The following is a 21444-nucleotide window of genomic DNA, read 5'->3' as shown; positions in this document are numbered from 1 at the left end:
CTCAGGCTGTCGTGCAGGCGAACTTCAGCCCGACGCCTTCGGGCGCCGGCAGCACCGGCGTCAGGCAACCGAAGGTCTGGATGCCGGCGTTGCTGAACCGGACCGCGGTACGGCGCGCGTAATTCACGCAGACCGGCCCGGTGGCGTCGGCGCGGCATTGATAGTCGCCGAACCGCAGGCTCTGGCCGTCCTTCAGTTTGGGTCCGGTGCCGGCGTTGAAACGCCCTGGATCCCCGTGTACCGAACCGACTTCCGCGGTGGGTCCTTCGAAATCGACCCAGCCGCCGACCCAGTGGCCGTAGGTGTCGGCCGGTTGCGGCGGTGGGGACGTCAGGTGCATCAGGCATGCCAGTGCACCGTTGAAGCCCTTGTCGGTGATGCAGTTGGCGCCCGACGCCGTGGTGAACGCGATGTCGGTGCCCAGATCGGTGGGCGCGCCGTCGCGTGTCGCGGTGTGGAACCCGGCCGGGTCGGCCGGGGTGCCGGCCTCCACCCAGGCGATCACGTCGGCGACCGGCGCGCCCGCGGGCGGCGGCGTCGTGGGCGCGGCCTTGGGCGCCGGGGCCGGGGGACGACTCGCCGGTGCGGTGGCCGACAGAGACGGCTCGGAGATCGCCACGCCGGGCTGTCCGTGCTGGTCCGAATTGGCGGCACAACCAGCAACCAGGGCACATGCCGCGAGGGCCACCGGAAGTCGCATGCCCGCCAGGGTAACCGGCACCACCCCAACACGCGGTTCAGGCACCCCGAGGATTACAGATTTTCGATAGTGTCCATTTATGCACGAACGTACCGTCCGCGTGACTATCGACAGCGGAACCATCGAGGGGTTCACCCGCGACGGCGTGCACCGCTGGCGTTCCGTACCTTACGCGCGGCCCCCGGTGGGTCCGTGGCGCTACCGGGCCCCGCAACCCGTCCAGCACTGGCGCGGCGTGCGCTACTGCCATGGCTTCACCTACTGCGCGCCGCAGGAGCGCAAGTACACGATGCTGAGCGTGGGCAAGTACCAGCCGATGGGCGAGGACTGCCTGACGCTGAACGTGGTGACGCCCGAGCAGTCCACCGGTGAGCCGCTGCCCGTGATGTTCTTAATCCACGGTGGCGGTTACATCCTCGGCAGTTCCGCGACCCCGATCTACGACGGTGCCGCGCTGGCGCGGCGCGGCTGCATCTTCGTCTCGGCCAACTACCGGCTGGGTGCGCTCGGCTGCTTCGATGTGTCCACCCTGGCCACGGCGGAGCACCCGCTGGACGACAATCTGTTCCTGCGGGACCTGGTGGCGGCGCTGAAGTGGGTGCGGACCAACATCGCCGTGTTCGGCGGCGACCCGGACAACGTGACCATTTTCGGGGAGAGCGCCGGGGCCCACGCCGTGGCGACGCTGCTCGCCGTGCCGCAGGCGAAAGGCCTTTTCCACCAGGCGATTGCGGAGAGCCCCGCCAGCGGCATGGTGCGCTCACCCGACGCGGCCGCCCAGTTCGCGAAGCAGTTCGCCGAAGCCTTGGGAGCCGGCGAGCGGGACGGTGCCGCCGCGCTGATGTCGGCGAGACCGGGTGAGCTGATGGCCGCGCTGGACCGCGTCATTCATGGTGCCGTCGGCGACATGCCGGGTGCCTTCCCGGCCGGGCCGGCGTACGGAACCGAGTTCCTGCCCGAAGACCCCATGGTCGCGATGCGCGAGGGGCGGGCCCACCAGGTGCCGCTGATCGTTGGTAGCAATGCCGACGAGGGCCGGCTGTTCACCAAGTTCATGCAGCTGCTGCCCACCAACGAGGCCATGATCGAACGCATCCTCGCTCACCTCCCTGCGGAACGGCGCGCCCGGATCACCGGGGCGTATCCGGGCTATCCGCGGTCTGCCGACGCCTGTATCAAGCTCGGCGGCGACTTCGCTTTCGGCACCGCGTCCTGGGAGATCGCCGGGGCGCACATGCGCCACGCGCCCACGTACGCCTACCGGTACGACTACGCGCCGCCGGCGCTGCATTGGACCGGCCTCGGTGCCACGCACGCCACCGAACTGCTCGCGGTGTTCGACGTGTACCGGACCCCGCTGGGTTCGGTGCTGACCGCCGCCATGGACCGCAAGTCGGCGCTGCGGATCAGCAATGACGTCCAGAACCGGTGGCGGGCGTTCGCCAGGACGGGCATCCCCGGCGAGGGCTGGCCGCAGTACGACGCAGCCGACCGCGCCGTGCTGGTGTTCGACCGCAAGACCCGCGTCGAGTTCGATCCGCGCGCCGAGCAGCGTCAGGCCTGGGAAGGCTTTTCACTGGTCCACGGCTAGGGCCTACTTCTTGACCACCTGGGTGCCGCCGGCGAGTTCGTCGTGCCGGCCCTGTTTGCAGGGGCTGGAGTTGATGGTGACCGCGATGAAGATGTAGGCGATGAACGCCAGCAGCCCGCCGACTCACGGGATGATGGGCAGCAGGGTGAACGAGTTGCGGATGGCCGACTGCTTGAAGTCGGGCTTCGCCATGCCGTGGGGTCCGCGAACGCTGAGGCCCAGCAGCATCTTGCCGGGCGTCGCCCCGGCCAGGACCTCGAACAGCACGAAGTACAGGAAAGTGCCCAGTCCGGAGAACAGGCCGGTCACCATGACGTCGGACATCGAGCCGATGGAGAAGGCGCCGAAGAAGGCCAGGACTCCGACGATCAGCCCGTCGATGAACCGCGCGAAGAATCGGGGCAGCAGGTCACCGGGATGCACCGGCGTGGGTGCGCCGTAAGCGCCTGGGGTGGGGTAGTTCTCGCCGTAGGTCATGGCGTCAATTTACTGCCGATCGGCCAGCAATATCTGGCTTAGCCGCGTAGTGGTGGCCTGGCCGTCCGCATTGCCGCCGGCGCCGTTCAACGCGTTCATGACGGCGAGGGTGAAACGTTGTCCCGGCCCGGCGAATCCGACGGTGTTGGTCACCCAGCCGCCCTGCTCGTCGGACCAGCCGTCCTTGTTGCCGGGCGCCATGCCCGGGCCGGCGCCCCAGACACCCCACTGCTGAATGGGGTCGACGTGCTGCATGGCGTTCACGATCCAGGCGGTCTCGTTGGGCCGTAGCTTGGTCAGCATGTAGTTGACCATCTGGTCCAGATCGTCGGTGGTCGACTTCTGAAAGCCCCAGTACGGGAACATGTCTCCGAATCCGCGCTGTGGTTGTACCCGGGTCATGCCGAAATGGGGGAAGTCGTTGTTGAAGATCGTGTGGTCGGGCCCGCCGTACCGGGTCCACAGGGTGTCGGCGGCGTCGTTGTCCGAGGTGTGCAGCATCTTGCCCATCAGGGCGATGTCGTTGTCGGTGAGCCGCAGCAGCCCGGCGCTCTGCCGGGCGAACAGGTCCACCACCATGCCGAGCTTGATGGTCGAGGCCGTCCAGACCATGTCGCCGGCATGCGAATTGCGGTACACCGCACCGGTTTTGCGGTCGCGGAGCACATATCCGACGGTGCCCGGCCGGGTCGCGAGGTAGGAGTCCGCCGTCGCGATGCGTTGCTGCGCATCGCAGGCGCCGGTGCATTCGGCACGGGCGGTGGGCAGTGCGGTCCCGGTCAAAAGCGTTGCGACCAGTGCCGCCCTGAGCAGTTTCACGCCGGTAGCCTCCCAGATCTCGGTCAGTGTCATTCGGGGCCGACCGCCTCTGGCCGGGGCCATGTCGGCAGCGGCACCGGCCCGTCGCCCGGGCGCAGCCGGTCGAGCACCGCCCGCAGCGGTGGCCAGTTGGTGCGGCCCTTGCGGGTGACGGCGTAGGCGGTGTGGATCACCGTCGGCCCGGCCAGCGGGACGACCTTGATGCCCGCGCTGGTGGGCCGTTCCAGCGGCAGCAGCCCGACGCCGTACCCGGCGACGATCAGGTCCTCGACCAGTTCCAGGCTGTCGATCTGATGGGCGATGCGCGGGGTGAATCCGCTGAGCGCACCCAGTGTGCGGACGGCATCCTCGTCGGCGGTGTTGCGCGAGTTGACGATCCAGGTTCGGTCCGCGTACTCGGACAGTTCGGCGGGTCCGTTCGCCTCATCGGCCGGCAGGCCCAGCCCCCATGGAATCGACCACAGGGCAAAGCCTTCCAGGAGCGGGCTGGGGGAGGCCGGAGCCAGGTTGTAGTCGTAGGTCAGGGCCAGGTCCAGGTCGTCGTCGGTGAGCAACGCGAACGCCTCGATGGGCTCGTACTCGCTTATCGCAACATCGATTCCAGGGTGTTCCCGGGTCAGTTCCGCCAGGATCGGCAGCAGCGAGACGCGGATGCCGGTGGCGAAGCCGCCGATCCGCAGGGTGCCGACGGGCTCGGCGCCGGAATCGAGGTCGAGACGCGCCGCGTCGACGGCGGCGAGGATGGTCACCGCATGGTCGGCGAGGCGCTGTCCGGCCGGTGTCAGCCTGACCCGGCGGCCTTCCGGTTCGATCAGTTGAGTGCCGGTTTCCTTGGCGAGTGCCGCGATCTGTTGCGACACCGTCGACGTCGTCAGATCGAGGTTCTCGGCGACGGCCCGCATCGACCCCAGGCGCGACAGCGCCAGCAGGAGGCGCAGCCGACGGGTGTCCATCCCATCATTGTCCAGGGAATCTGCACGATTCTGTGTGTTCCGGCCCGAAGTTATGAATATTTAGCCAATGTGCGACGATCCGAAAATGACCGCACGCCCCGCGCACTTCGTCCCGATCGACGCCGATCGGGTTCAGCCGACCCGATTCGCCCAGAGCTTGTGGGGTGAGGACCATCTCAACGGCCCGGCGGTGGTGGGGCTGGCCGCGCATGCGCTGGAGGCCGCGTTCGGATTGCCCGACTTTCTGCCGGCCCGGCTCACCGTCGACCTGTTCCGCGCCGCGCGTGGCGTGCCGACGACGACGGTGGTGAAGTTGGTTCGGGACGGGCGGCGGGTGCGCAATTCCGAGTGTGACGTGGTGCAGGACGGCGTCACTGTCGCCAGGGCCACGTTGGTGCAGTATCGGCTCGCCGAGGCGCCTGCTGGTGAGGAGTGGTTCGGCACAACCGATTTCGAGCCGCCCGCGGTGATCGATGACGGCCTGGCGCCATACATCAGCAGTGACGGTGTCGGCTGGACGCGAACCATCGCCCAGCATCAGAACACCGGCCGCAAGCGTTACGTCAACCGGCCCATCGACGTCATCGAGGGGCAGGTCAACACCCCGTTCGTCCGTGCCGCGGTGACGGCCGAGGGCACCAGCATGGTCACGAATCTGGGCACCGCGGGCATCGGCTACATCAACGGCGACCTCACTGTGGCGTTGACGCGGCTGCCGCAGGACGACTGGGTCGGCGTCGAGGCCGAGACGCATTGGGCGGCCCAGGGTATCGCGGTCGGTGCCACCACCTTGTACGACAGCGCTGGACCGATCGGCACCGGCCTGACCACCGCGGTCAGCAACCCCGCCGCGCAGATCGACTTCGGCCACAGCCGGTTCCCGGAGCGGATCAGGCGCGAGGTCTGAAGCGCTGCAGAAGGTTTAGCGATGGGATGCATGCGGTAACCAAGAACTGTCCGAGCAATCCGTGGGGTGGACACCCCGCAATCATCTGATTGGAGGATCGCGATGAGGATGAAGAAAACAGCTGTCACCACTGCTGTTGCCGGTGCACTGTTCGCCGGCGCCGCAGGTGTCGGCACAGGCCTGGCCACGGCCGGCATGACGCCGCCTCCCGGGCCCACCGTGACGGCGCCGCCGGCATGGGCACCCCCGAAGCCGGCTGAACCGGCGTGGTCGATGGGTAATCCCCAGGTCTGGGATGCCGGATGGAACCACTGGGGCGTCTGGGTGAACGGCACGTTCGTTCCGACGTTCTGATCGGTCCGGTTCTGATGCAGATCACGAAGGAGCCGTTGTTGCAGTCGTTGCAACAACGGCTTCATTCATGAATTGCGAACGATATGTCCACGATTATCACGTGGACATGAACGTTCCAGTTCCAGTTACCCGCATGACCACCGCAGCGGCGCGAAACGGCGCACTCATGACCGTCGCGTCGATGATGTCGGTGCAGCTGGGCGCGGCGCTCGCGGTGAAGCTGATGGACGGTGTCGGGCCGGCCGGTGTGGCGTGGCTCCGCCTCGCGTGGGCGGGCGTGCTGATGCTGCTGTTCGTCCGGCCGCGGCCGGCGTCCTTCACGCGGTCAGCGTTCGTGTCGTGCGTCCTGCTCGGCATCACCACCGCCGGGTTCACCCTGCTGTTCATGGTGGCGGTCTCCCGCATCCCGCTCGGCACCGCCAGCGCCCTGGAATGCCTTGGGCCGCTTGCCGTCGCAGTGGCCAAGGGGCGCGGCCGCGGGCGTCTGCTGTTCCCGGCGATGGCCGGCACCGGCGTCGTGTTGCTGACCGAACCGTGGGCCGCCGCCGTCGACCCCGTCGGGGTACTGGCCGCGCTGGCTTCGGCGGTCTGCCTCGGTGCCTACATCCTGCTGACCCAGCGCGTGGGCGACGAGGTCACCGGCATCACCGGTCTGGCGGTGTCCATGCCGGTCGCCGGGCTGGTCGTCACCATGGTGGCCGGGCCGTCGGTCATCGGCCATCTGACGCCGCACCTGCTGTTGGCCGGCCTGGGCCTGGCCATCCTGTTGCCGGCCATCCCGTTCACTCTGGAGATGCTGGCGCTGCAGCGCCTCACCGCGGCAGCGTTCGGCACGCTCATGAGCCTCGAGCCGGCTTTCGCCATGATGCTCGGGCTGCTCATCCTGCATCAGGTGCCGGGCCTGCCTGCCATCGCCGGTATCGCACTTGTCGTGCTGGCCGGTGTCGGTGCCGCCCGCCGCGGTGCGCGACCCGTGGCCGGGGCAGGCCACCGGGAACCGGCCCTCATGGTCGAATAGGGGCATGACGCCACCGGCCACCGCGCTCACCGCCTCGTCGTTCACCGGCCGCACCCCCAGCCGGGCCGGGGACATGTCGGTGGAAACCCATGGCATCGCCCCGGTTCCGGCCGACCGCCGGTACGGCACACCGGGCCGGCTGTTCACGGTGTGGTTCGCGCCGCAGATCAACATGACGTGCGTCTTCACCGGCGCGATGATCGGTGCGCTGGGTCTGGGATTCTGGCTGGCGATGCTGGCGATGCTGGTCGGCACGGTGCTCGGGTCACTGGTGGTCGGCTACCTCTCCACGCTGGGTCCTCGCACCGGCACCGCGCAATTGCCCGGTGCGCGGATGGCTTTCGGTGGCTTGATCGCGGTACCCGCTGTCCTGCAATGGCTCTCGTCGGTGGCGTGGGACGCGCTGGTCGGTCTGTTCGGCGGCGAGGCGCTGGCGGTGCTGCTCGGTATCCCGTTCTGGGCGGCCGTGCTCATCGTGCTGGGCGTGCAGGGCGCGGTCGGGTTCATCGGCTACGAGCTGATTCATCGACTGCAGGCCGTTCTCACGGTGGTGCTGTTCGCGACGTTCGTCGTGTTCGCGGTCAAACTCGTTGCCGGACACCAGGTCGTCACGCCGGCCACCGCGCATGGTGCCGACCTCGCCGGTGCCTTCGTGCTGGCGGTCACGATCGCGCTGAGCCTGGCCGTGTCCTGGGCCAGCTATGCCGCCGATTTCAGTCGCTACCTCCCGGCGGATTCCGCGCCGCGCAAGGTGTTCGGGTTCAGTTTCGCCGGACTGGCCACCGCCTACGTGTTCGTCGAGACCATCGGCATCGCTGCGGGGAGTCTCATCACCGACCAGACCGCCGAAGGCGTGCGGTCGGTGATGGGCGGGGGAGCCCTGGGTGCCATCGCGCTGGCGGTCATCGCGCTGGCGTCGGTCGGCTCGGGCGTGATGAACGACTACAGCGGTTCCCTTGCGCTGCAGACGCTGGGCGTGCGCGTGCGGCGGCCGGTGTCCTCATTGGTGGTGACGGCGCTGGCGTTCGGTCTGATTCTCTGGCTCCATACCGGCGACACCGCAACGCGATTCACCAATGTGCTGCTCCTGATCAGCTACTGGATTCCGGCCTTCGCCGCCATCGTGATCGTCGACTGGCGCCGTCGCAGCCGCGGCCGGCTGACCGTCGACCCGGCCGCGGAGACGACGCCGCGCGCCGATGCGATCGCCGCGCTCGCCGCTTTCGCCGTGGCCTACGGCGCCGCGATCCCGTTCATGAACACCACGCTGCTGCAAGGACCCGTCGCCGTCGCCTGGCATGGCGCCGACATCGCGTACTTCGTGAATTTTGTTGTCGCACTGGTGATCTACGGCGGCTACCGGCGGCTGCGGGCTTCGTGAGTCAGCGCACCGTCGCGAAGAAGGTGCGCACGTCGTCGACGAACAACTCGGGCTGCTCGAACGCCGCGAAGTGGCCACCGCGCGGCATCGTCGTCCAGTGGGTGATGTTGTAGCCGCTCTCGCACCAGGACCGCGGTGCCCGCAGAATCTCCTTCGGGAACGACGCGACACCGGTGGGCAGTTCGACCTTCTGCCGCGCGCCGCCGAACACCCGGAAGCTCTCCCAGTACAGCCGTGCCGACGATGCCCCGGTGGCGGTGGCCCAGTAGATCATCACGTCGTCGAGCATCTCGTCGCGACTCAGTGCGCTCTCGACGTCACCGTCGTGGTCGGTCCACGACCAGAACTTCTCTACGATCCACGCCAGCTGCGCCACCGGTGAGTCGACCAGGCCGTAGCCGATGGTCTGCGGCCGGGTGGACTGTTGCTTGGCGTAGCCGGAGTCGACGTCCTGGTAACGCTTCAACGCCGCCAGCGCGTGCTGTTCCTCGGCGGTGAACTCCGTGGTGCCGGCTGCGGGCCGGCCCATGGGCATGTTGGTGTGAATCGCGATGCAATGACCCACGTTTCGCCCGATCTGGGTGGTCACCGCGCCGCCCCAGTCGCCGCCTTGCGCGCCGTAGCGGGGGTAGCCGAGTCGCACCATCAGGTCGTCCCATGCCTGCGCGATCCGCTCGACGCCCCAGCCGCTGGCCGCGGGCTTACCCGAGAATCCGTAGCCCGGCAGGGACGGACACACCACGTGAAACGCGTCTTCGGCCCGTCCGCCGTGCGCGGTCGGATCGGTCAGCGGCCCGATGACCTTCTGGAACTCCGCGATCGACCCGGGCCACCCGTGCGTGATGATCAGCGGCAGCGCCTCGGGGTGCGGTGACCGCTGATGGATGAAATGGATATCCAGGCCGTCGATTTCGGTGACGTACTGGTCGAACCGGTTCAGCGCGGCCTCGCGGGCCCGCCAGTCGTAGCCGTCCGCCCAGTAGGCGGCCAGGTCACGCGCGTAGCCCAGCGGGATGCCCTGGCTCCAGTCGTCGACGCATTCGGCTTCCGGCCAGCGGGTGTTGGTCAGGCGGTGGCGCAGATCGTCCAGCACGGCGTCGGGCACGGCGATCTGAAACGGCACGATGTCAGTCACAATGGTCCATTCTTACCCGACCGGTACCGAGGTGTGCGTGAGGCTCGACCGTCCGCGCAGCATCCGGCTGCCGCTGCTTCGCCAGTGCCCGCGTTCTGCGTTGTCGCACAGGCTGATTGCGGCGTCGGAGGCGAGGGTCCGGTGGGGCTCCTTCTTGGCGACATCGGCCAGCCGAGCGGCTTCGTTCACCGGGTCACCGATCACGGTGTACTCATAGCGGTTCTCGGCGCCGATGTTGCCGGCGAACACGCTGCCCGCGGTGACCCCGATGCCGAAATCGACCACCGGGAGCTGCTGCAGCGCGACGCCGAGCGTGCGGGCCGTCGCCAGGGCGTCGGTGGCCGCGGAGTCCGAACGCAGGGGAGCGCCGTAGATCGCCAGTGCGGCGTCACCCTGGAATTTGTTGATCAGCCCACCGTGCTGATCGACGGCGGCCACCACGATCCGGAAGAAGTCGTTCAGCACCGCGGCGATGTCTGCGGGCGCCATGGTTTCGGCCATCTGGGTGGAACTGGTCAGGTCGATGAACAACACCGCGACGTCGCGGACCTCGCCGCCCGGTTCGTCCGACGACAGGGCCAGCCGCGCCACGTCGGGGCCGACGTGACGGCCGAACAGGTCGCGCAGCCGGTCGCGTTCCAGCAGCCCGGCGACCATGCGGTTGAATCCGCTCTGCAGCCGCCCGATTTCGGACTGCTCGTAGACGGGCACCGTCCGCCCGATAACGCCGCGTTCCACCTCGGCCATGGCTTCGACCACGTCGCGCACCGGATCGGAGATCGACAGCGACACCACGATGAGCGCCCGGAGCCCGAGCGCCATCGATACCACCGCCACCACGACGACGGGGATGTCCACCGACGCCGACTTGGGCATGAACCAGCCCATGTGCCGGCAGACGATCAGCACGGCGATGAACAGGCTCGGCAGCGCGCTGTTCATCACCCACATGATCACCAGGCGCGCCAGCACACCCGGCGTGACGGTCCGGCCGAGATGATCCTGCATGGCCGCAGCTGCCAGCGGCCGGTATGCGCGCTGGGTGAACAACATGCCGGTGCTCAGCGTCGACACCGCGCCGAAAATCGCCGTCATGGCGAGCAGCGTTGCCGGGATCGCCTGATGATTGGTCGTGATGAGGGTGGCGCCGCCGATGGTCCACACCACAGCCGAGAGCGCCGCCTGTCGCTGGACCACGGTGACGGCGCGTCGCCGTTGGCTGTCATCGGGCACCGCGCCGGCGGCATACCAGCGGGCGATGCCGATGATCTCGCGGTAACTCCCGACCGTGACGATCACCGTGCCGACCGCGACGATGGCGATCAGTGGCGCCAGGTTCGCGCGGCTGAGCAACGTGCTGGCCGCGCTGTGCGTTTCGGCGCACAGCGCCACGACGGTGGCGACGACCTCGGCAGTGGTCAGCAGGTAGGCGAACGTGAATCCGGCGGTGTAGCGGACAGCGATCGAATGGGCGCTCGGCCGGGTCGCTGCGGGCTCGGTCATCAGCGGCCGGCTCCGACGATGACGACGTCGAGCGTGCGCGGCCCGTGCACGCCTTCGACGCGCTGCAGTTCGATATCGCTCGTCGCGCTCGGCCCGGAGATGAAGGTCAGCGGACGCGAGGGGTCGAGCGCCGAGAAGGCCTGCGGCACGGTATCGACGATCTGGTCGGCCCCGATGACGCAGACGTGATGGTCGGGTACCAGCGTCAGCGCGCGCCGGCCCTGTGCCACACCGGCATCCAGCACGATGGTGCCGGTCGCCGCGATCCCGAGAGCGCAGCCGGTCACCACCGCATCGACGCTGTCCAACGCGTCGAGGCCGACAGGCGGGTCGTCGACGACGGTGTGGATGCCGGTGACCCAGTCGGGCGGCAGATCCGCGGGGATGACGGCCGTTCCGGTTCCGACGAGGGCACCGATGGCGGCGGCCACCTCGCTCGCGCCGACACGGTGGACCTGCGCCCGGTAGTCGGCCACCGTCGCGGCGAATCGTTCGACGTCACCGCTGCCGGACAACGGTTCTCGGTCGTAGTCACGTGGCACCTGCACCGCGGCGGGCGCGTCCGGCCCCAGTGCCGCGCGGATCCGGCCCAGCACCTCGGCCCGTGCGTCGTTCACCGGGTGCCCCGATTGCGGGCCCACCACTGCCGGAACGTTTCCGCGGGTGGTGCCGGAACATCGCGGCTCGCAGTCCATTTCGACGCCGGCCAGGGCAGCCTGCTGATGCGGTGGTCCTTGCCCGCGAGCAGCCGCCCCGCACCGAGAGCCTTCTCCGCCAACCCGAACCGCGCCGCGGACCCCATGGCCCAGCCCGCGGTTCTCATCGCCAGATCCTGCCCGGACGGGAGCCCACCTCGTTCCTGATCCACCTGCGCGGCACGCAGATGCACCAGGATCGACGGGATGTCGATGCGCACCGGGCAGGCCTCGAAACACGCGCCGCACAATGACGACGCGTACGGCAGGCTCGCGTTCGGATCGTCGTGTCCGGTGGTCCCGGTCAGCAGCGGGCTCAGGATCGCGCCGATGGGCCCCGGGTACACCGAGCCGTAGGCGTGCCCCCCGGTGCGTTCGTAGACGGGGCAGACGTTCAGGCAGGCGCTGCACCGAATACAGTGCAGCGCAGCACGTCCCACCTCGTCGGCCAGTGCCCGGGTCCGGCCGTTGTCGAGCAGCACAAGATGGAACTGCTGCGGTCCGTCCCCGGGGTGCACGCCGGTCCACATCGAGGTGTACGGGTTCATCCGCTCGGCGGTCGACGACCGCGGCAGCAGTTGCATGAACACCTCGAGATCGGTGAAGCGCGGGATGACCTTCTCGAAGCCCATGACGGTGATCAGGGTTTCCGGCAGGGTCAGGCACATCCGTCCGTTGCCCTCGGATTCGACGACCGCCAGGGTGCCGGTCTCCGCGACCCCGAAGTTGGCGCCGCTGACGGCGACCTTGGCGGACAGGAACTTTCGACGCAGATGCGCGCGGGCGGCCATCGCCAGCACGCGGGGTTCCTCGGTGAGGTCGCCCGCGCCGGGCATCTCGCGTTCGAAGATGTCCCGGATCTCCGTACGGTTGCGGTGGATGGCCGGGACGAGGATGTGACTCGGTTTGTCGTGTCCGAGTTGGACGATCAGCTCGGCCAGGTCGGTCTCGATGGGCGTGATGCCCTGGGCCTCCAGGTATTCGTTGAGCCCGATCTCCTGCGTCGCCATCGACTTCACCTTGACGACCTCGGTGCTGCCGGTGTTCCGGATCAGCTGGGCGACAATGCGATTGGCTTCGTCGCCGTCGCGGGCCCAGTGCACGGTGCCGCCACGCGCGGTGACGTTGACTTCCAGTTCCTCCAGGAGTTCGGGCAGCCGCGCCAGCACATCCTGTTTCAGCGCACTGCCGGCCGCACGCAGCTGTTCCCAGTCGTCGCATTCGGCAATGGCGGCAAGGCGTTTGGCGCGGATGGTGCCGGTGGCATGGCCGATATTGCGGCGCAGTTGCTCATCGGCCAGCGCTGTCCGCGCCGCCGCCGGAAAACTATGATCGCCACGGAGATTCCCCACACCCGGCTGCCCGAGGAACACCGCGGTCACGATGTGGCCGCCAGGATTTCGGCCAGGTGCACGGTGCGGACCCCACTGCCGGTCCGGCTCAGGCCTCCGCCGATGTGCATGAGGCACGATGCGTCACCGGCGGTGCACACCGCGGCGCCCGTCGTCGTGATGTTCGCCATCTTGTCTTCGAGCATCGCCGTGGACACGTCGGCGTTCTTCAAGGCGAATGTGCCACCGAAGCCGCAACAGGATTCGGCCGAGGGCAGCTCGACGAGTGTCAGGCCCCGGACGTTGCGCAGTAGTCGCAGCGGCTTGTCACCGACGCCCAGCATCCGCAGCGAGTGGCACGTCGGGTGATAGGTGACGCGGTGCGGGTAGTAGGCGCCGACGTCGTCGACGCCGAGTACGTCCACCAGGAACTCGGAGAGCTCGAAGGTGTGTGCCGCAACCGATTCGGCCTGCGTGGCCAGCTGGTCGTCCCCGGCGCGCCGCGCCACCATCGCATGCTGATGTCGCACCGACCCGACGCAGGACCCGGACGGCGCCACGATCGCGTCGAAGCCGCCGAATGCCTCCACATGGTTGCGCACCAGCGGCACGGCCTCGCGCAGATACCCGGTGTTGACGTGCATCTGCCCGCAGCAGGTCTGCTCGGCCGGAAACTCCACCTGGTGGCCGAGCCGTTCCAGCAGCCGCACCGTGGCGATGGCGGCAGCCGGAAACATGGCATCGGCCAGGCAGGTCGCGAACAGGGCTATCCGCACCGGCCGACAGTACCCCTACTGGGCGTACTGGTCCGCCACGTCGAGGGCGCGGTCCAAGATTTCCAGCCCGGCCCGGACCTCATCGTCGCTCGCATTGCACGGCGGCACCACATGGATGCGGTTGAAGTTGGTGAACGGCATCAAGCCGTTCTCCTTGCAGAACGCGATGACGGTGTTCATCGCGGCACTGCTGCCACCGTAGGGCGCCAGCGGTTCGCGCGTTTCGCGGTCCTTCACCAGTTCGACGGCCCAGAACACGCCCGCGCCGCGAACCTCACCGACACTGCGGTGCCGCTGCGCCATATCCCGCAGAGCCGGCCCGATGATGTCGGCACCCAGATGGGCAGCGTTCTCGACGATGCCTTCGTCGCGCATCGCGTTGATCGTCGCGACCGCGGCCGCGGTCGCCAACGGGTGGCCGGAGTAGGTCAGGCCACCGGGGTAGGCGCGCTCGGCGAAGGTGGCGGCGATGGCGTCGCTGATCGCGACGCCACCCAGCGGCACGTAGCCGGAGTTGACGCCCTTGGCGAAGGTCAGCAGGTCCGGGACGACATCGAAGTGGTTGATGGCGAACCACTTTCCGGAGCGGCCGAAGCCGGACATGACCTCGTCGGCGATCATCACGATGCCGTACTTGTCGCACAGCGCGCGGACGCCGGCCATATACCCGGGCGGCGGCACCATGATGCCGGCGGTGCCCGGGATGGACTCCAGGATGATCGCCGCGATGGTCGACGCGCCTTCGAGTTCGATGACGCGCTGCAGTTCGTCGAGGGCGCGGGCCGATTCCTGCTCCTCGGTCTCGGCGTGGAACACCGAGCGGTACAGGAACGGTCCGTTGAAGTGGACGACGCCGGCCGCGCCGCGGTCGTTGGCGAACCGTCGCGGGTCACCGGTCAGGTTGATCGCCAGGTCGGTGCCACCGTGGTAGGAGCGGTAGCGGGCGAGCACCTTGTGCTTGCCGGTGTGCAGGCGCGCCATGCGGATGGCGTGCTCGTTGGCGTCGGCGCCGCCGTTGGTGAAGAACACGTGGTTCAGGTTGCCGGGGGTCAGCTCTGTGATCAGCCGGGCGGCCTCGGAACGTGCGGCGTTGGCGTGCTGTGGCGCGATGGTGCACAGCTTGGCGGCCTGCTCCTGGATCGCCGCAACAACTTTCGGGTGTTGGTGGCCGATGTTGGTGTTGACCAGCTGCGAGGAGAAGTCGAGCAGCCGGTTGCCGTCACCGTCCCAGAAGTAACTGCCTTCGGCGGCGGTGATGGTCATGGGGTTCAGCGCGGCCTGGGCCGACCAGGAGTGGAAGACGTGGGCGCGGTCCAGCGCGTAGGCACGCTCGGCTTCGGCACGCATCGAGTCGATGGTGTGGCCTGCGGGCAGGACGTGGTCTGCGGCGAGGGTCATGTCGGGTCCTCTGTCTGGGTGGCGTGATCAGTTGTTCTCAGGGAAGCCCAGGTTGATGCCGCCGTGGCTGGGGTCGGCCCAGCGCTGGGTGACGGCCTTGGCGCGGGTGAAGAACTGCACACCCTCGGGGCCGTAGGCGTGGGTGTCGCCGAACAGCGAGGCCTTCCAGCCGCCGAAGCTGAAGAACGCCATGGGAACCGGGATGGGGACATTGATGCCGACCATGCCGACCTCGACCTCGTTCTGGAACCGGCGGGCCGCGCCACCGTCGTTGGTGAAGATCGCGGTGCCGTTGCCGTACGGGTTGTTGTTGATCAGTTCCAGTGCCTCGTCGTAGGTTTCGACGCGGACGACCGACAGCACCGGGCCGAAGATCTCGTCGGTGTAGACGCTCATCTCGGGGGTGACGTTGTCGAGCAGGGTCGGGCCCAGCCAGAACCCGTTTTCGGCACCCTCGACGGTGACGTTGCGGCCGTCGAGCACGACCTTGGCGCCTTCGGCCTCGCCGGCGTCGATGTAGGAGGCCACCTTGTCGCGGTGCACCTTGGTGATGAGCGGGCCCATGTCGGAGCCCTTGGCGCCGTCACCGGTCTTGATGGCCGCGGCGCGCTCGACGATCTTGGCGACCAGGTCGTCGGCGATCGGACCGACCGCGACGCAGGCCGAGATGGCCATGCAGCGCTCACCGGCAGAACCGAAGCCGGCGTTGACCATGCTGTCGGCGGCCAGATCCAGGTCGGCGTCGGGCAGGATCACCGCGTGGTTCTTGGCGCCGCCGAGGGCCTGCACGCGCTTGCCGGAAGCGGTGGCGGTCCGGTAGACGTACTGCGCGATCGGGGTGGAGCCGACGAACGAGACGGCCTTGATGGCGGGGTTGGTCAGCAGCTCGTCGACGGCGGTCTTGTCGCCCTGCAGGACGTTGAAGACGCCGTCGGGCAGGCCGGCTTCCTTCCACAGTTCGGCCATCCACAGCGACGACGACGGGTCCTTCTCGGACGGCTTGACGACGACGGTGTTGCCGGCGGCGATGGCGATGGGGAAGAACCACATCGGCACCATGGCCGGGAAGTTGAACGGCGCGATGATGGCGACCGGGCCGAGGGCCTGCCGGATGTTGTAGACGTCGACGTTGGTGGAGGCGTTCTCGGCGTAGCCGCCCTTGAGCAGATGCGGTATGCCGCAGGCGAATTCGACGACCTCGATGCCGCGGGCGACCTCGCCCATGGCGTCGGAGAGCACCTTGCCGTGCTCGTCGGTGATGATCGCGGCCAGCTCCTCGCGGCGGGCGTTGAGCAGCTCGCGGAACGCGAACAGCGTCTGCACGCGCTTGGTGATCGAGGTATCGCGCCAGGCTGGGAAGGCGGCTGCCGCGGCATTGATGACGGTCTGGGCGTCCTCGACGCTGGCCAGTGCGACCTGTCCGGTGACCTGGCCGGTGGCCGGGTTGGTCACCGGTGCCGACTGTCCCGAGGATCCGGTGAAGACGTCGTTGTTGATCCAGTGCGAGATGGTCTGCAAGGTGGTCATCGTCGAAGTAGGCCTTCCTGGTCGGTGCGGGGTGTGCACTCAGCTTGCCCCGGGGCGACCTCCGAATCGGCCGACAATCTGTATCAGGTTCCGGATGTGGATTTACACTTTGTAAATGCCGACCGTCGCCGAGATCGTCGCCCTGCCGGTCATCCAGCAGGGCGAACCCGAGATTCTCTGCGCGACCGGATTCGATCGCCCGATCCGCTGGGTCCACGTCAGTGATGTCCCGGATCTCTCGGAGGTCCTGCAGGGTGGCGAACTGGTGCTGACCACGGGTGCCGCGCTGCGCGCCGCGCCGCTGGACTACCTGCGGTCGGTGGCCGCCGCGCAGGCCGTCGGCGTCGTCGTCGAACTCGGTGCGGGCGCCGTGCCGCTGCCGGTCAACGTCGGCGCGATCGCGGAGGAACTGGGGCTGGCCCTGGTGGCGGTGCGCCGAGTGATCAAGTTCGTCGAGGTGACCGAACAGGTGCACCGGGTGATCGTCGCCGACCAGTACCAGGAGGTCGATTTCGCGCGACAGACGCACGAGGTGTTCACCGACCTGAGCATGCGCCGGGCGACGCCCGCCGGAATCGCCGAGGCCGCGGCGAATCTGCTCGGTGCACCCGTGGTCCTCGAGGACCTCAACCACCAGGCGATCGCGGTGGCGACGGCCGGCCGTCCCACCCCAGATGTGTTGCGCGACTGGCAACGTCGGTCGCGTCAGCACGAGACCGGGGCCGAGCGGACGGACGACTGGGTGATCAGTGAGGTGGGCCGCGGCGACGATGCATGGGGCCGCCTGATCGCGCTGAGCACCGCCGAAGGTGTGGCGGCCAGGTTCACCATGGTGCTGGAGCGGGCATCCCAGGCGCTGGTGCTGCACCGCATGGCCGAGCGCGGCCGCACTGACATCGAACACCAGGCGCAGGCCGGCCTGCTGGAAGACGTTGCGCGCGAGCGTATCCGGTTCGAGGACGAGGCGACCGCGCGTGCCTTCGCGCTGGGCCTGCGGCCGGCGGCGCAGTACCTGCCCGCGACGCTGCGGATCGCGGGCTGGGCGGCTGACGCCGACCCGGTCTCCGAACAACGCCGCAGCGCGCGCCTGCTCGACGTCGTCACGCGGTCGGTGAAGGCATTGGGGCACACCGGATTGTTCTCACTTCGCGGGCCCGGCGAAATCGCCATGGTGCTGTCGCTCAACACGCGTGTGGGCAGCGCGCTGGAGCCGCTGGGCCGGGCCCTGCGGCGCGATGCCGAGCGCGCCGTCGACGCCCACGGCCTGGTGCTCGGTCTCGGCACCCCGGCGCCGGCGTTGATCGAGGCGATCCACCGCATCACCGATGCCGCCCACGTCGCCGAGGCGGCGCTGTCACTGCCCGCGTCGCAGCGCGTCTGCTTCCGGGTCGCCGACATCCGGCTGCGCGGACTGCTCTCGATGCTGCGGTCCGACCCGCGGGTGCAGCGCTTCGCCGAAGGGGAGTTGCGCGCGCTGATCCTGCACGACATCGAAACCGGAGACGCGCTTCTCGACGTCTTGCGCGGATACCTGGAACTCGGCGGCAACAAGACGGCGCTGGCGTCGCGACTACATCTGAGCCGCCCGTCGCTGTACGCGAAGCTGAACCGGATCGAGCAGATTCTGGGCGTCGATCTGGCCGACGGCGAGTCGGCTACCTCATTGCACGTGGCGTTGCTGATCCTGGAGACACGCAACGCTTTCGGTGGCGCCGGCGCGCCGCTGTGACATGCTTCTGACCGTGTCGGGCACATCGCAGAACCGCCAGGGCAATGCCACCCGCGCCAAGTTGGTGAAGACGGCCGAGAAGCTCTTCGCCGAGCAGGGCGTGGACGCCGTCTCGGTGCGCTCGGTCAACGCCGCGGCCGGCCTCGGGGCCGCTTCGGTGCACTACCACTTCGGTTCCAAGGACGAGTTGCTGCGCGCGGTGGTCCTGGACCTCGGCGCCGCGGTGGGCTCGGCCATCCAGGCGAATGTCGATGTGCTGGCGGCGGATTCGGCCGCGCCGTCGCCCGACGCGTTGGTCCGCGCCGTCACGGCGCCCTACCTGGATCTGCTGCGCCGGCAGCGTACCCGCGGGATGCGCTGGATCAAGATCATGGCGCAGATCACCCAGGCCGGCCCGGCCGACGAAACCATCGAGCCCAAGCTGCGGATCGCCCTGCTGGCGCAGGTCCGGCGGGCCTTCCCGAACGCCGACGCGGACCGGCTCGAGGCGCGCTGGGCGGTGTCGATCATGGGCTTCGTGCAGGGCCTGAGCCGCGCCGACGAATGGGACCGCGCCAAGCTGTCGGCGCCCGCCCTCGAAGCGTTCTACGAAGACCTCGTGACGTTCGTCGTCGGCGGGACCGAGCGCCTCCTCAACTCCTAACCGCGAGCGTGCGTGTCTGCACGCAACACGCCGTGAATTACGTGCACTTTTGTCACGCTCGCGGCTGCTGAGCGCGCCGATATTTGTGGATCACTTGATCCAATCGAGTGATCGGATTACAGTCGGCCGGGCAAGCCGAGACAGCCCGCACCGAGAACCAGGAGACCACCGTGAGCAGCGTTGCCCAGTGGAGCCCGACGTCCATGAAGTTCGGGGCGTTCCTCGCCCCGTACCATCCGCTCGACGCCGACCCGGCGCTGCAGTTGCGCCGCGACATCGACCTGATGACGCACCTGGACCACCTCGGCTTCGAAGAGGCGTGGATGGGGGAGCATCACTCGACCGGTGCCGAGATCGTCCCGGCGCCAGATGTTTTCATCGCCGCTGCGGCCGAACGCACCGAGCGCATCCGCTTCGGCACCGGTGTGATGTCGCTGCCGTACCACCACCCGCTGATCACCGCCGACCGCATCACCCAGCTGGACCTGCAGACCCGTGGTCGGCTGATCGTCGGCACCGGTCCCGGCAAGATTCCGCTCGACGCGCACATGATGGGCATCACGACCACCAACCAGCGCCGCATGCAGGGCGAGGCCCTCGAGGCCGTGCTCGCACTGCTGCGCGGCGAGGTGGTCAACATGGAGACCGACTGGTTCACCCTGCGCGACGCCCGCGCGCAGCTGCCGACCTACAACCCCGCCGGTATCGAGGTCGTCACCGCGTCGACCATCTCGCCCAACGGATCGGTGCTGGCCGGCAAGCACGGCCTCTCGCTGCTGTCCCTGGCGGCCAGCTCGCAGGCCGGCTACGAATCACTCGACCGCAACTGGGTTGTGTACGAACAGGTTTCGGCCGAGAACGGCTACGTCGCCGACCGGTCGACGTGGCGTCTGGTCAACCCGATGTTCATCGCCGAGACGCGCGCGGAGGCCGAGCGCGCCGTCAGCCGTCGCATCCACCACATCGCCGAGTACGTCAACCGGCAGCAGAACATCAATCCGGATTGGGCCCAGACCCCGGCCGGCATCATCGACTACTGGCGCAACGAGTCGCTGGGTGAGTTCGGTCAGGCGATCATCGGCACGCCGGAGGACGCCATCGCGCAGATCGACCGTCTGATCGAGAAGACCGGCGGCTTCGGCACCCTGCTGATCATGCACGTCGACCTCGCCGACTGGGAGAACACCAAGCGCAGCTACGAGCTGTTCGCCTCGGAGGTCATCCCGCACTTCCGTCGTCGCAATGTCGCCCGGCAAGCCAGCCTGCAGTTCGCGCAGGACAACTCCGAGGTGCTCATCGGCAACCTCGTCGGCGCCATCACCAAGGCCTACACCGACTACTACGGGCAGCCGACGGACCTGCCGGCCACCCCGGCACCCGCCAACGAACTCAACACCGCAGGAGCGCGCGCATGAAGGCAGCACAGTTCATCGACGGCCAGTTCGCCGTGACCGACGTGCCGGAGCCCCCGGCCACCGGACCCGGCCAGCTGCGCATCAAGGTGGCCGCATGCGGCATCTGCGGCAGCGACCTGAGCATGTCCAAGGACCCGTGCCGGTTCGTGTCCGTCGCCGCCGGCGCCGGCTTCCCGTTCGCCGTCTTCGACGCCACCCGTCCGGTGGTGCTGGGGCACGAATGGGCGGGCGTCGTCGTCGAAACCGGCGAGGGCGTCGAGGATTTCACGGTCGACGACCGCGTCACCGGCCTCGGTATCACCACCGAGCAGAACGGGATGCCGACCATCATCGGCTACTCGAACGACTACCACGGGGCCTTCGGCGAGTACATCGTCGTCGACGCGTTCTGGGTCCGGCACGTGCCCGACGGCCTGTCGCTGGAGCATGCCGCTCTGGCCGAGCCGCTACACGTCGGCGAGATGCACATGCAGCAGTCCGGGCTGACGGCCGCGGATACCGCACTCGTGATCGGCTGCGGTTCGATCGGTCTGGGCACGATCCTCGCCGCGAAAGCTGCCGGCGCGCACCTGGTCATCGCGTCCGAGCCGTCGCCGAAGCGGCGCGAACTGGCCACGAAGATGGGCGCCGACATCGTCGTCGACCCGGGCGAGCAGGACCCCATCGAGGTCTACAACGAGTTGCTGGGTAGCGGCAAGACCGGCGGCGGCCTGCTGATCGCCTACGAGTGCAGCGGCCGGGTCGGCACGCTCAACACCCTGACGCACACGCTGCCATGGGGTTCGCGGATTCAGGTGGTGGCATCGCCGTTCGCCGAGGAGACCATCATCCCGGTGGTGGCGCAGATGCGGCAGATCGCGATCAACTTCGGTCACGGCCCCTATGAGCAGGCGTACGAGAAGGTGCTGGCTCGACTGGCTGCCGGTGAGATCGACGCAGAAGCCCTGATCACGGGACGTACCGGGCTCGACGGCATCGCAGATGCGTTCACGGCACTGCGGAATCCGGACGAGCACGTCAAGATCCTGGTACTGCCGTCCTGAGATCGTGAGCAGCGTTACCGACGTGTAGCCGTGTCGATCACGGGACAGG

General features: G+C 68.3%; 19 protein-coding genes and 1 pseudogene. 9 read left to right on the top strand and 11 right to left on the bottom strand.

Annotated elements, in window-relative coordinates; translation table 11 throughout:
• Position 1: 1 nt before the first annotated feature.
• The gene (locus tag ACJEIK_RS15085) at positions 2-700 is read right to left on the bottom strand and encodes a hypothetical protein (protein ID WP_138249248.1); all 699 of its coding nucleotides are present in this window, start codon (positions 698-700) and stop codon (positions 2-4) included.
• Between the two features lie 79 nt (positions 701-779).
• Between ACJEIK_RS15085 and ACJEIK_RS15080 the strand changes: the two genes are divergently transcribed.
• Complete coding sequence (locus ACJEIK_RS15080) at positions 780-2291, top strand: carboxylesterase/lipase family protein (protein WP_409429937.1); 1512 nt, start codon at positions 780-782, stop codon at positions 2289-2291.
• Positions 2292-2294: 3 nt separating this feature from the next.
• Here the strand turns inward: ACJEIK_RS15080 and ACJEIK_RS15075 are convergent.
• The 3 genes and pseudogenes from ACJEIK_RS15075 to ACJEIK_RS15065 form a co-directional block, all read right to left on the bottom strand.
• Positions 2295-2768, bottom strand: a pseudogene (locus tag ACJEIK_RS15075) (RDD family protein).
• 9 nt (positions 2769-2777) lie between these two features.
• Complete coding sequence (locus ACJEIK_RS15070) at positions 2778-3620, bottom strand: tat pathway signal sequence (RefSeq protein WP_409429936.1); 843 nt, start codon at positions 3618-3620, stop codon at positions 2778-2780.
• Entirely contained in the window at positions 3617-4540 is a 924-nt protein-coding gene (locus tag ACJEIK_RS15065; RefSeq protein WP_409429935.1) for a LysR family transcriptional regulator, read from the bottom strand. Before ACJEIK_RS15065 ends, ACJEIK_RS15070 begins: the two co-directional genes overlap by 4 nt.
• Positions 4541-4625: 85 nt before the next feature.
• Here ACJEIK_RS15065 and ACJEIK_RS15060 point away from each other — a divergent pair, with 85 nt between their 5' ends.
• The 4 genes from ACJEIK_RS15060 (at position 4626) to ACJEIK_RS15045 (ending at position 8200) form a co-directional block, all read left to right on the top strand.
• A complete protein-coding gene (locus ACJEIK_RS15060) occupies positions 4626-5447 on the top strand; it encodes an acyl-CoA thioesterase domain-containing protein (protein ID WP_409429934.1) in 822 nt (273 codons plus the stop codon).
• Positions 5448-5555: 108 nt separating this feature from the next.
• Positions 5556-5801: a hypothetical protein gene (locus ACJEIK_RS15055; protein WP_082934594.1), complete on the top strand. Its 246-nt coding sequence runs from the start codon at positions 5556-5558 to the stop codon at positions 5799-5801.
• A gap of 133 nt (positions 5802-5934) precedes the next feature.
• Positions 5935-6819 carry an EamA family transporter gene (locus ACJEIK_RS15050; RefSeq protein ID WP_409429933.1) on the top strand — a complete coding sequence of 295 codons (885 nt, stop codon included), beginning with the start codon at positions 5935-5937 and terminating at the stop codon, positions 6817-6819.
• Positions 6820-6823: 4 nt separating this feature from the next.
• Entirely contained in the window at positions 6824-8200 is a 1377-nt protein-coding gene (locus ACJEIK_RS15045) for a cytosine permease (RefSeq protein ID WP_064858141.1), read from the top strand.
• A 1-nt stretch (position 8201) separates the two neighbouring features.
• Here the strand turns inward: ACJEIK_RS15045 and ACJEIK_RS15040 are convergent, their stop codons facing one another.
• From ACJEIK_RS15040 to ACJEIK_RS15010, 7 genes are read right to left on the bottom strand one after another with little or no spacing between them, the layout of a single operon-like run.
• Complete coding sequence (locus ACJEIK_RS15040) at positions 8202-9326, bottom strand: epoxide hydrolase family protein (RefSeq protein WP_346414768.1); 1125 nt, start codon at positions 9324-9326, stop codon at positions 8202-8204.
• Between the two features lie 21 nt (positions 9327-9347).
• A complete protein-coding gene (locus ACJEIK_RS15035; protein WP_409429932.1) occupies positions 9348-10838 on the bottom strand; it encodes an adenylate/guanylate cyclase domain-containing protein in 1491 nt (496 codons plus the stop codon).
• Positions 10838-11455 carry a lactate utilization protein C gene (locus ACJEIK_RS15030; RefSeq protein ID WP_409429931.1) on the bottom strand — a complete coding sequence of 206 codons (618 nt, stop codon included), beginning with the start codon at positions 11453-11455 and terminating at the stop codon, positions 10838-10840. The genes ACJEIK_RS15035 and ACJEIK_RS15030 overlap by 1 nt, the downstream gene beginning before the upstream one ends.
• Positions 11452-12915, bottom strand: a complete 1464-nt coding sequence (locus ACJEIK_RS15025; protein ID WP_409429930.1) for a LutB/LldF family L-lactate oxidation iron-sulfur protein — start codon at positions 12913-12915, stop codon at positions 11452-11454. Before ACJEIK_RS15025 ends, ACJEIK_RS15030 begins: the two co-directional genes overlap by 4 nt.
• Positions 12912-13640 carry a (Fe-S)-binding protein gene (locus tag ACJEIK_RS15020; protein WP_409429929.1) on the bottom strand — a complete coding sequence of 243 codons (729 nt, stop codon included), beginning with the start codon at positions 13638-13640 and terminating at the stop codon, positions 12912-12914. The genes ACJEIK_RS15025 and ACJEIK_RS15020 overlap by 4 nt, the downstream gene beginning before the upstream one ends.
• A 15-nt stretch (positions 13641-13655) precedes the next feature.
• A complete protein-coding gene (locus tag ACJEIK_RS15015) occupies positions 13656-15038 on the bottom strand; it encodes an aspartate aminotransferase family protein (RefSeq protein WP_409429928.1) in 1383 nt (460 codons plus the stop codon).
• A 27-nt stretch (positions 15039-15065) separates the two neighbouring features.
• The gene (locus ACJEIK_RS15010; protein ID WP_409429927.1) at positions 15066-16565 is read right to left on the bottom strand and encodes a CoA-acylating methylmalonate-semialdehyde dehydrogenase; all 1500 of its coding nucleotides are present in this window, start codon (positions 16563-16565) and stop codon (positions 15066-15068) included.
• 115 nt (positions 16566-16680) lie between these two features.
• On the opposite strand from ACJEIK_RS15010, the gene ACJEIK_RS15005 reads away from it, so the two are divergent.
• The 4 genes from ACJEIK_RS15005 to ACJEIK_RS14990 all read left to right on the top strand — a co-directional run bounded on the left by ACJEIK_RS15005 (position 16681) and on the right by ACJEIK_RS14990 (position 21395).
• Positions 16681-18294 carry a PucR family transcriptional regulator gene (locus ACJEIK_RS15005; protein WP_138249260.1) on the top strand — a complete coding sequence of 538 codons (1614 nt, stop codon included), beginning with the start codon at positions 16681-16683 and terminating at the stop codon, positions 18292-18294.
• A gap of 13 nt (positions 18295-18307) precedes the next feature.
• Complete coding sequence (locus tag ACJEIK_RS15000; protein WP_064858163.1) at positions 18308-18937, top strand: TetR/AcrR family transcriptional regulator; 630 nt, start codon at positions 18308-18310, stop codon at positions 18935-18937.
• Between the two features lie 170 nt (positions 18938-19107).
• Positions 19108-20352 (top strand): LLM class flavin-dependent oxidoreductase, encoded by a 1245-nt coding sequence (locus tag ACJEIK_RS14995; RefSeq protein WP_409429926.1) that lies wholly within the window; start codon positions 19108-19110, stop codon positions 20350-20352.
• A complete protein-coding gene (locus ACJEIK_RS14990) occupies positions 20349-21395 on the top strand; it encodes an alcohol dehydrogenase catalytic domain-containing protein (protein WP_409429925.1) in 1047 nt (348 codons plus the stop codon). The genes ACJEIK_RS14995 and ACJEIK_RS14990 overlap by 4 nt, the downstream gene beginning before the upstream one ends.
• Positions 21396-21444 lie beyond the last annotated feature (49 nt).

It is taken from the genome of Mycobacterium sp. SMC-16, from assembly GCF_046250085.1.
In the GTDB taxonomy this organism is placed as follows: Bacteria; Actinomycetota; Actinomycetes; order Mycobacteriales; family Mycobacteriaceae; genus Mycobacterium; species Mycobacterium phocaicum.
Note: the sequence above shows the minus strand (reverse complement) of the source record. Positions and strands in the feature narration are given on the sequence as shown.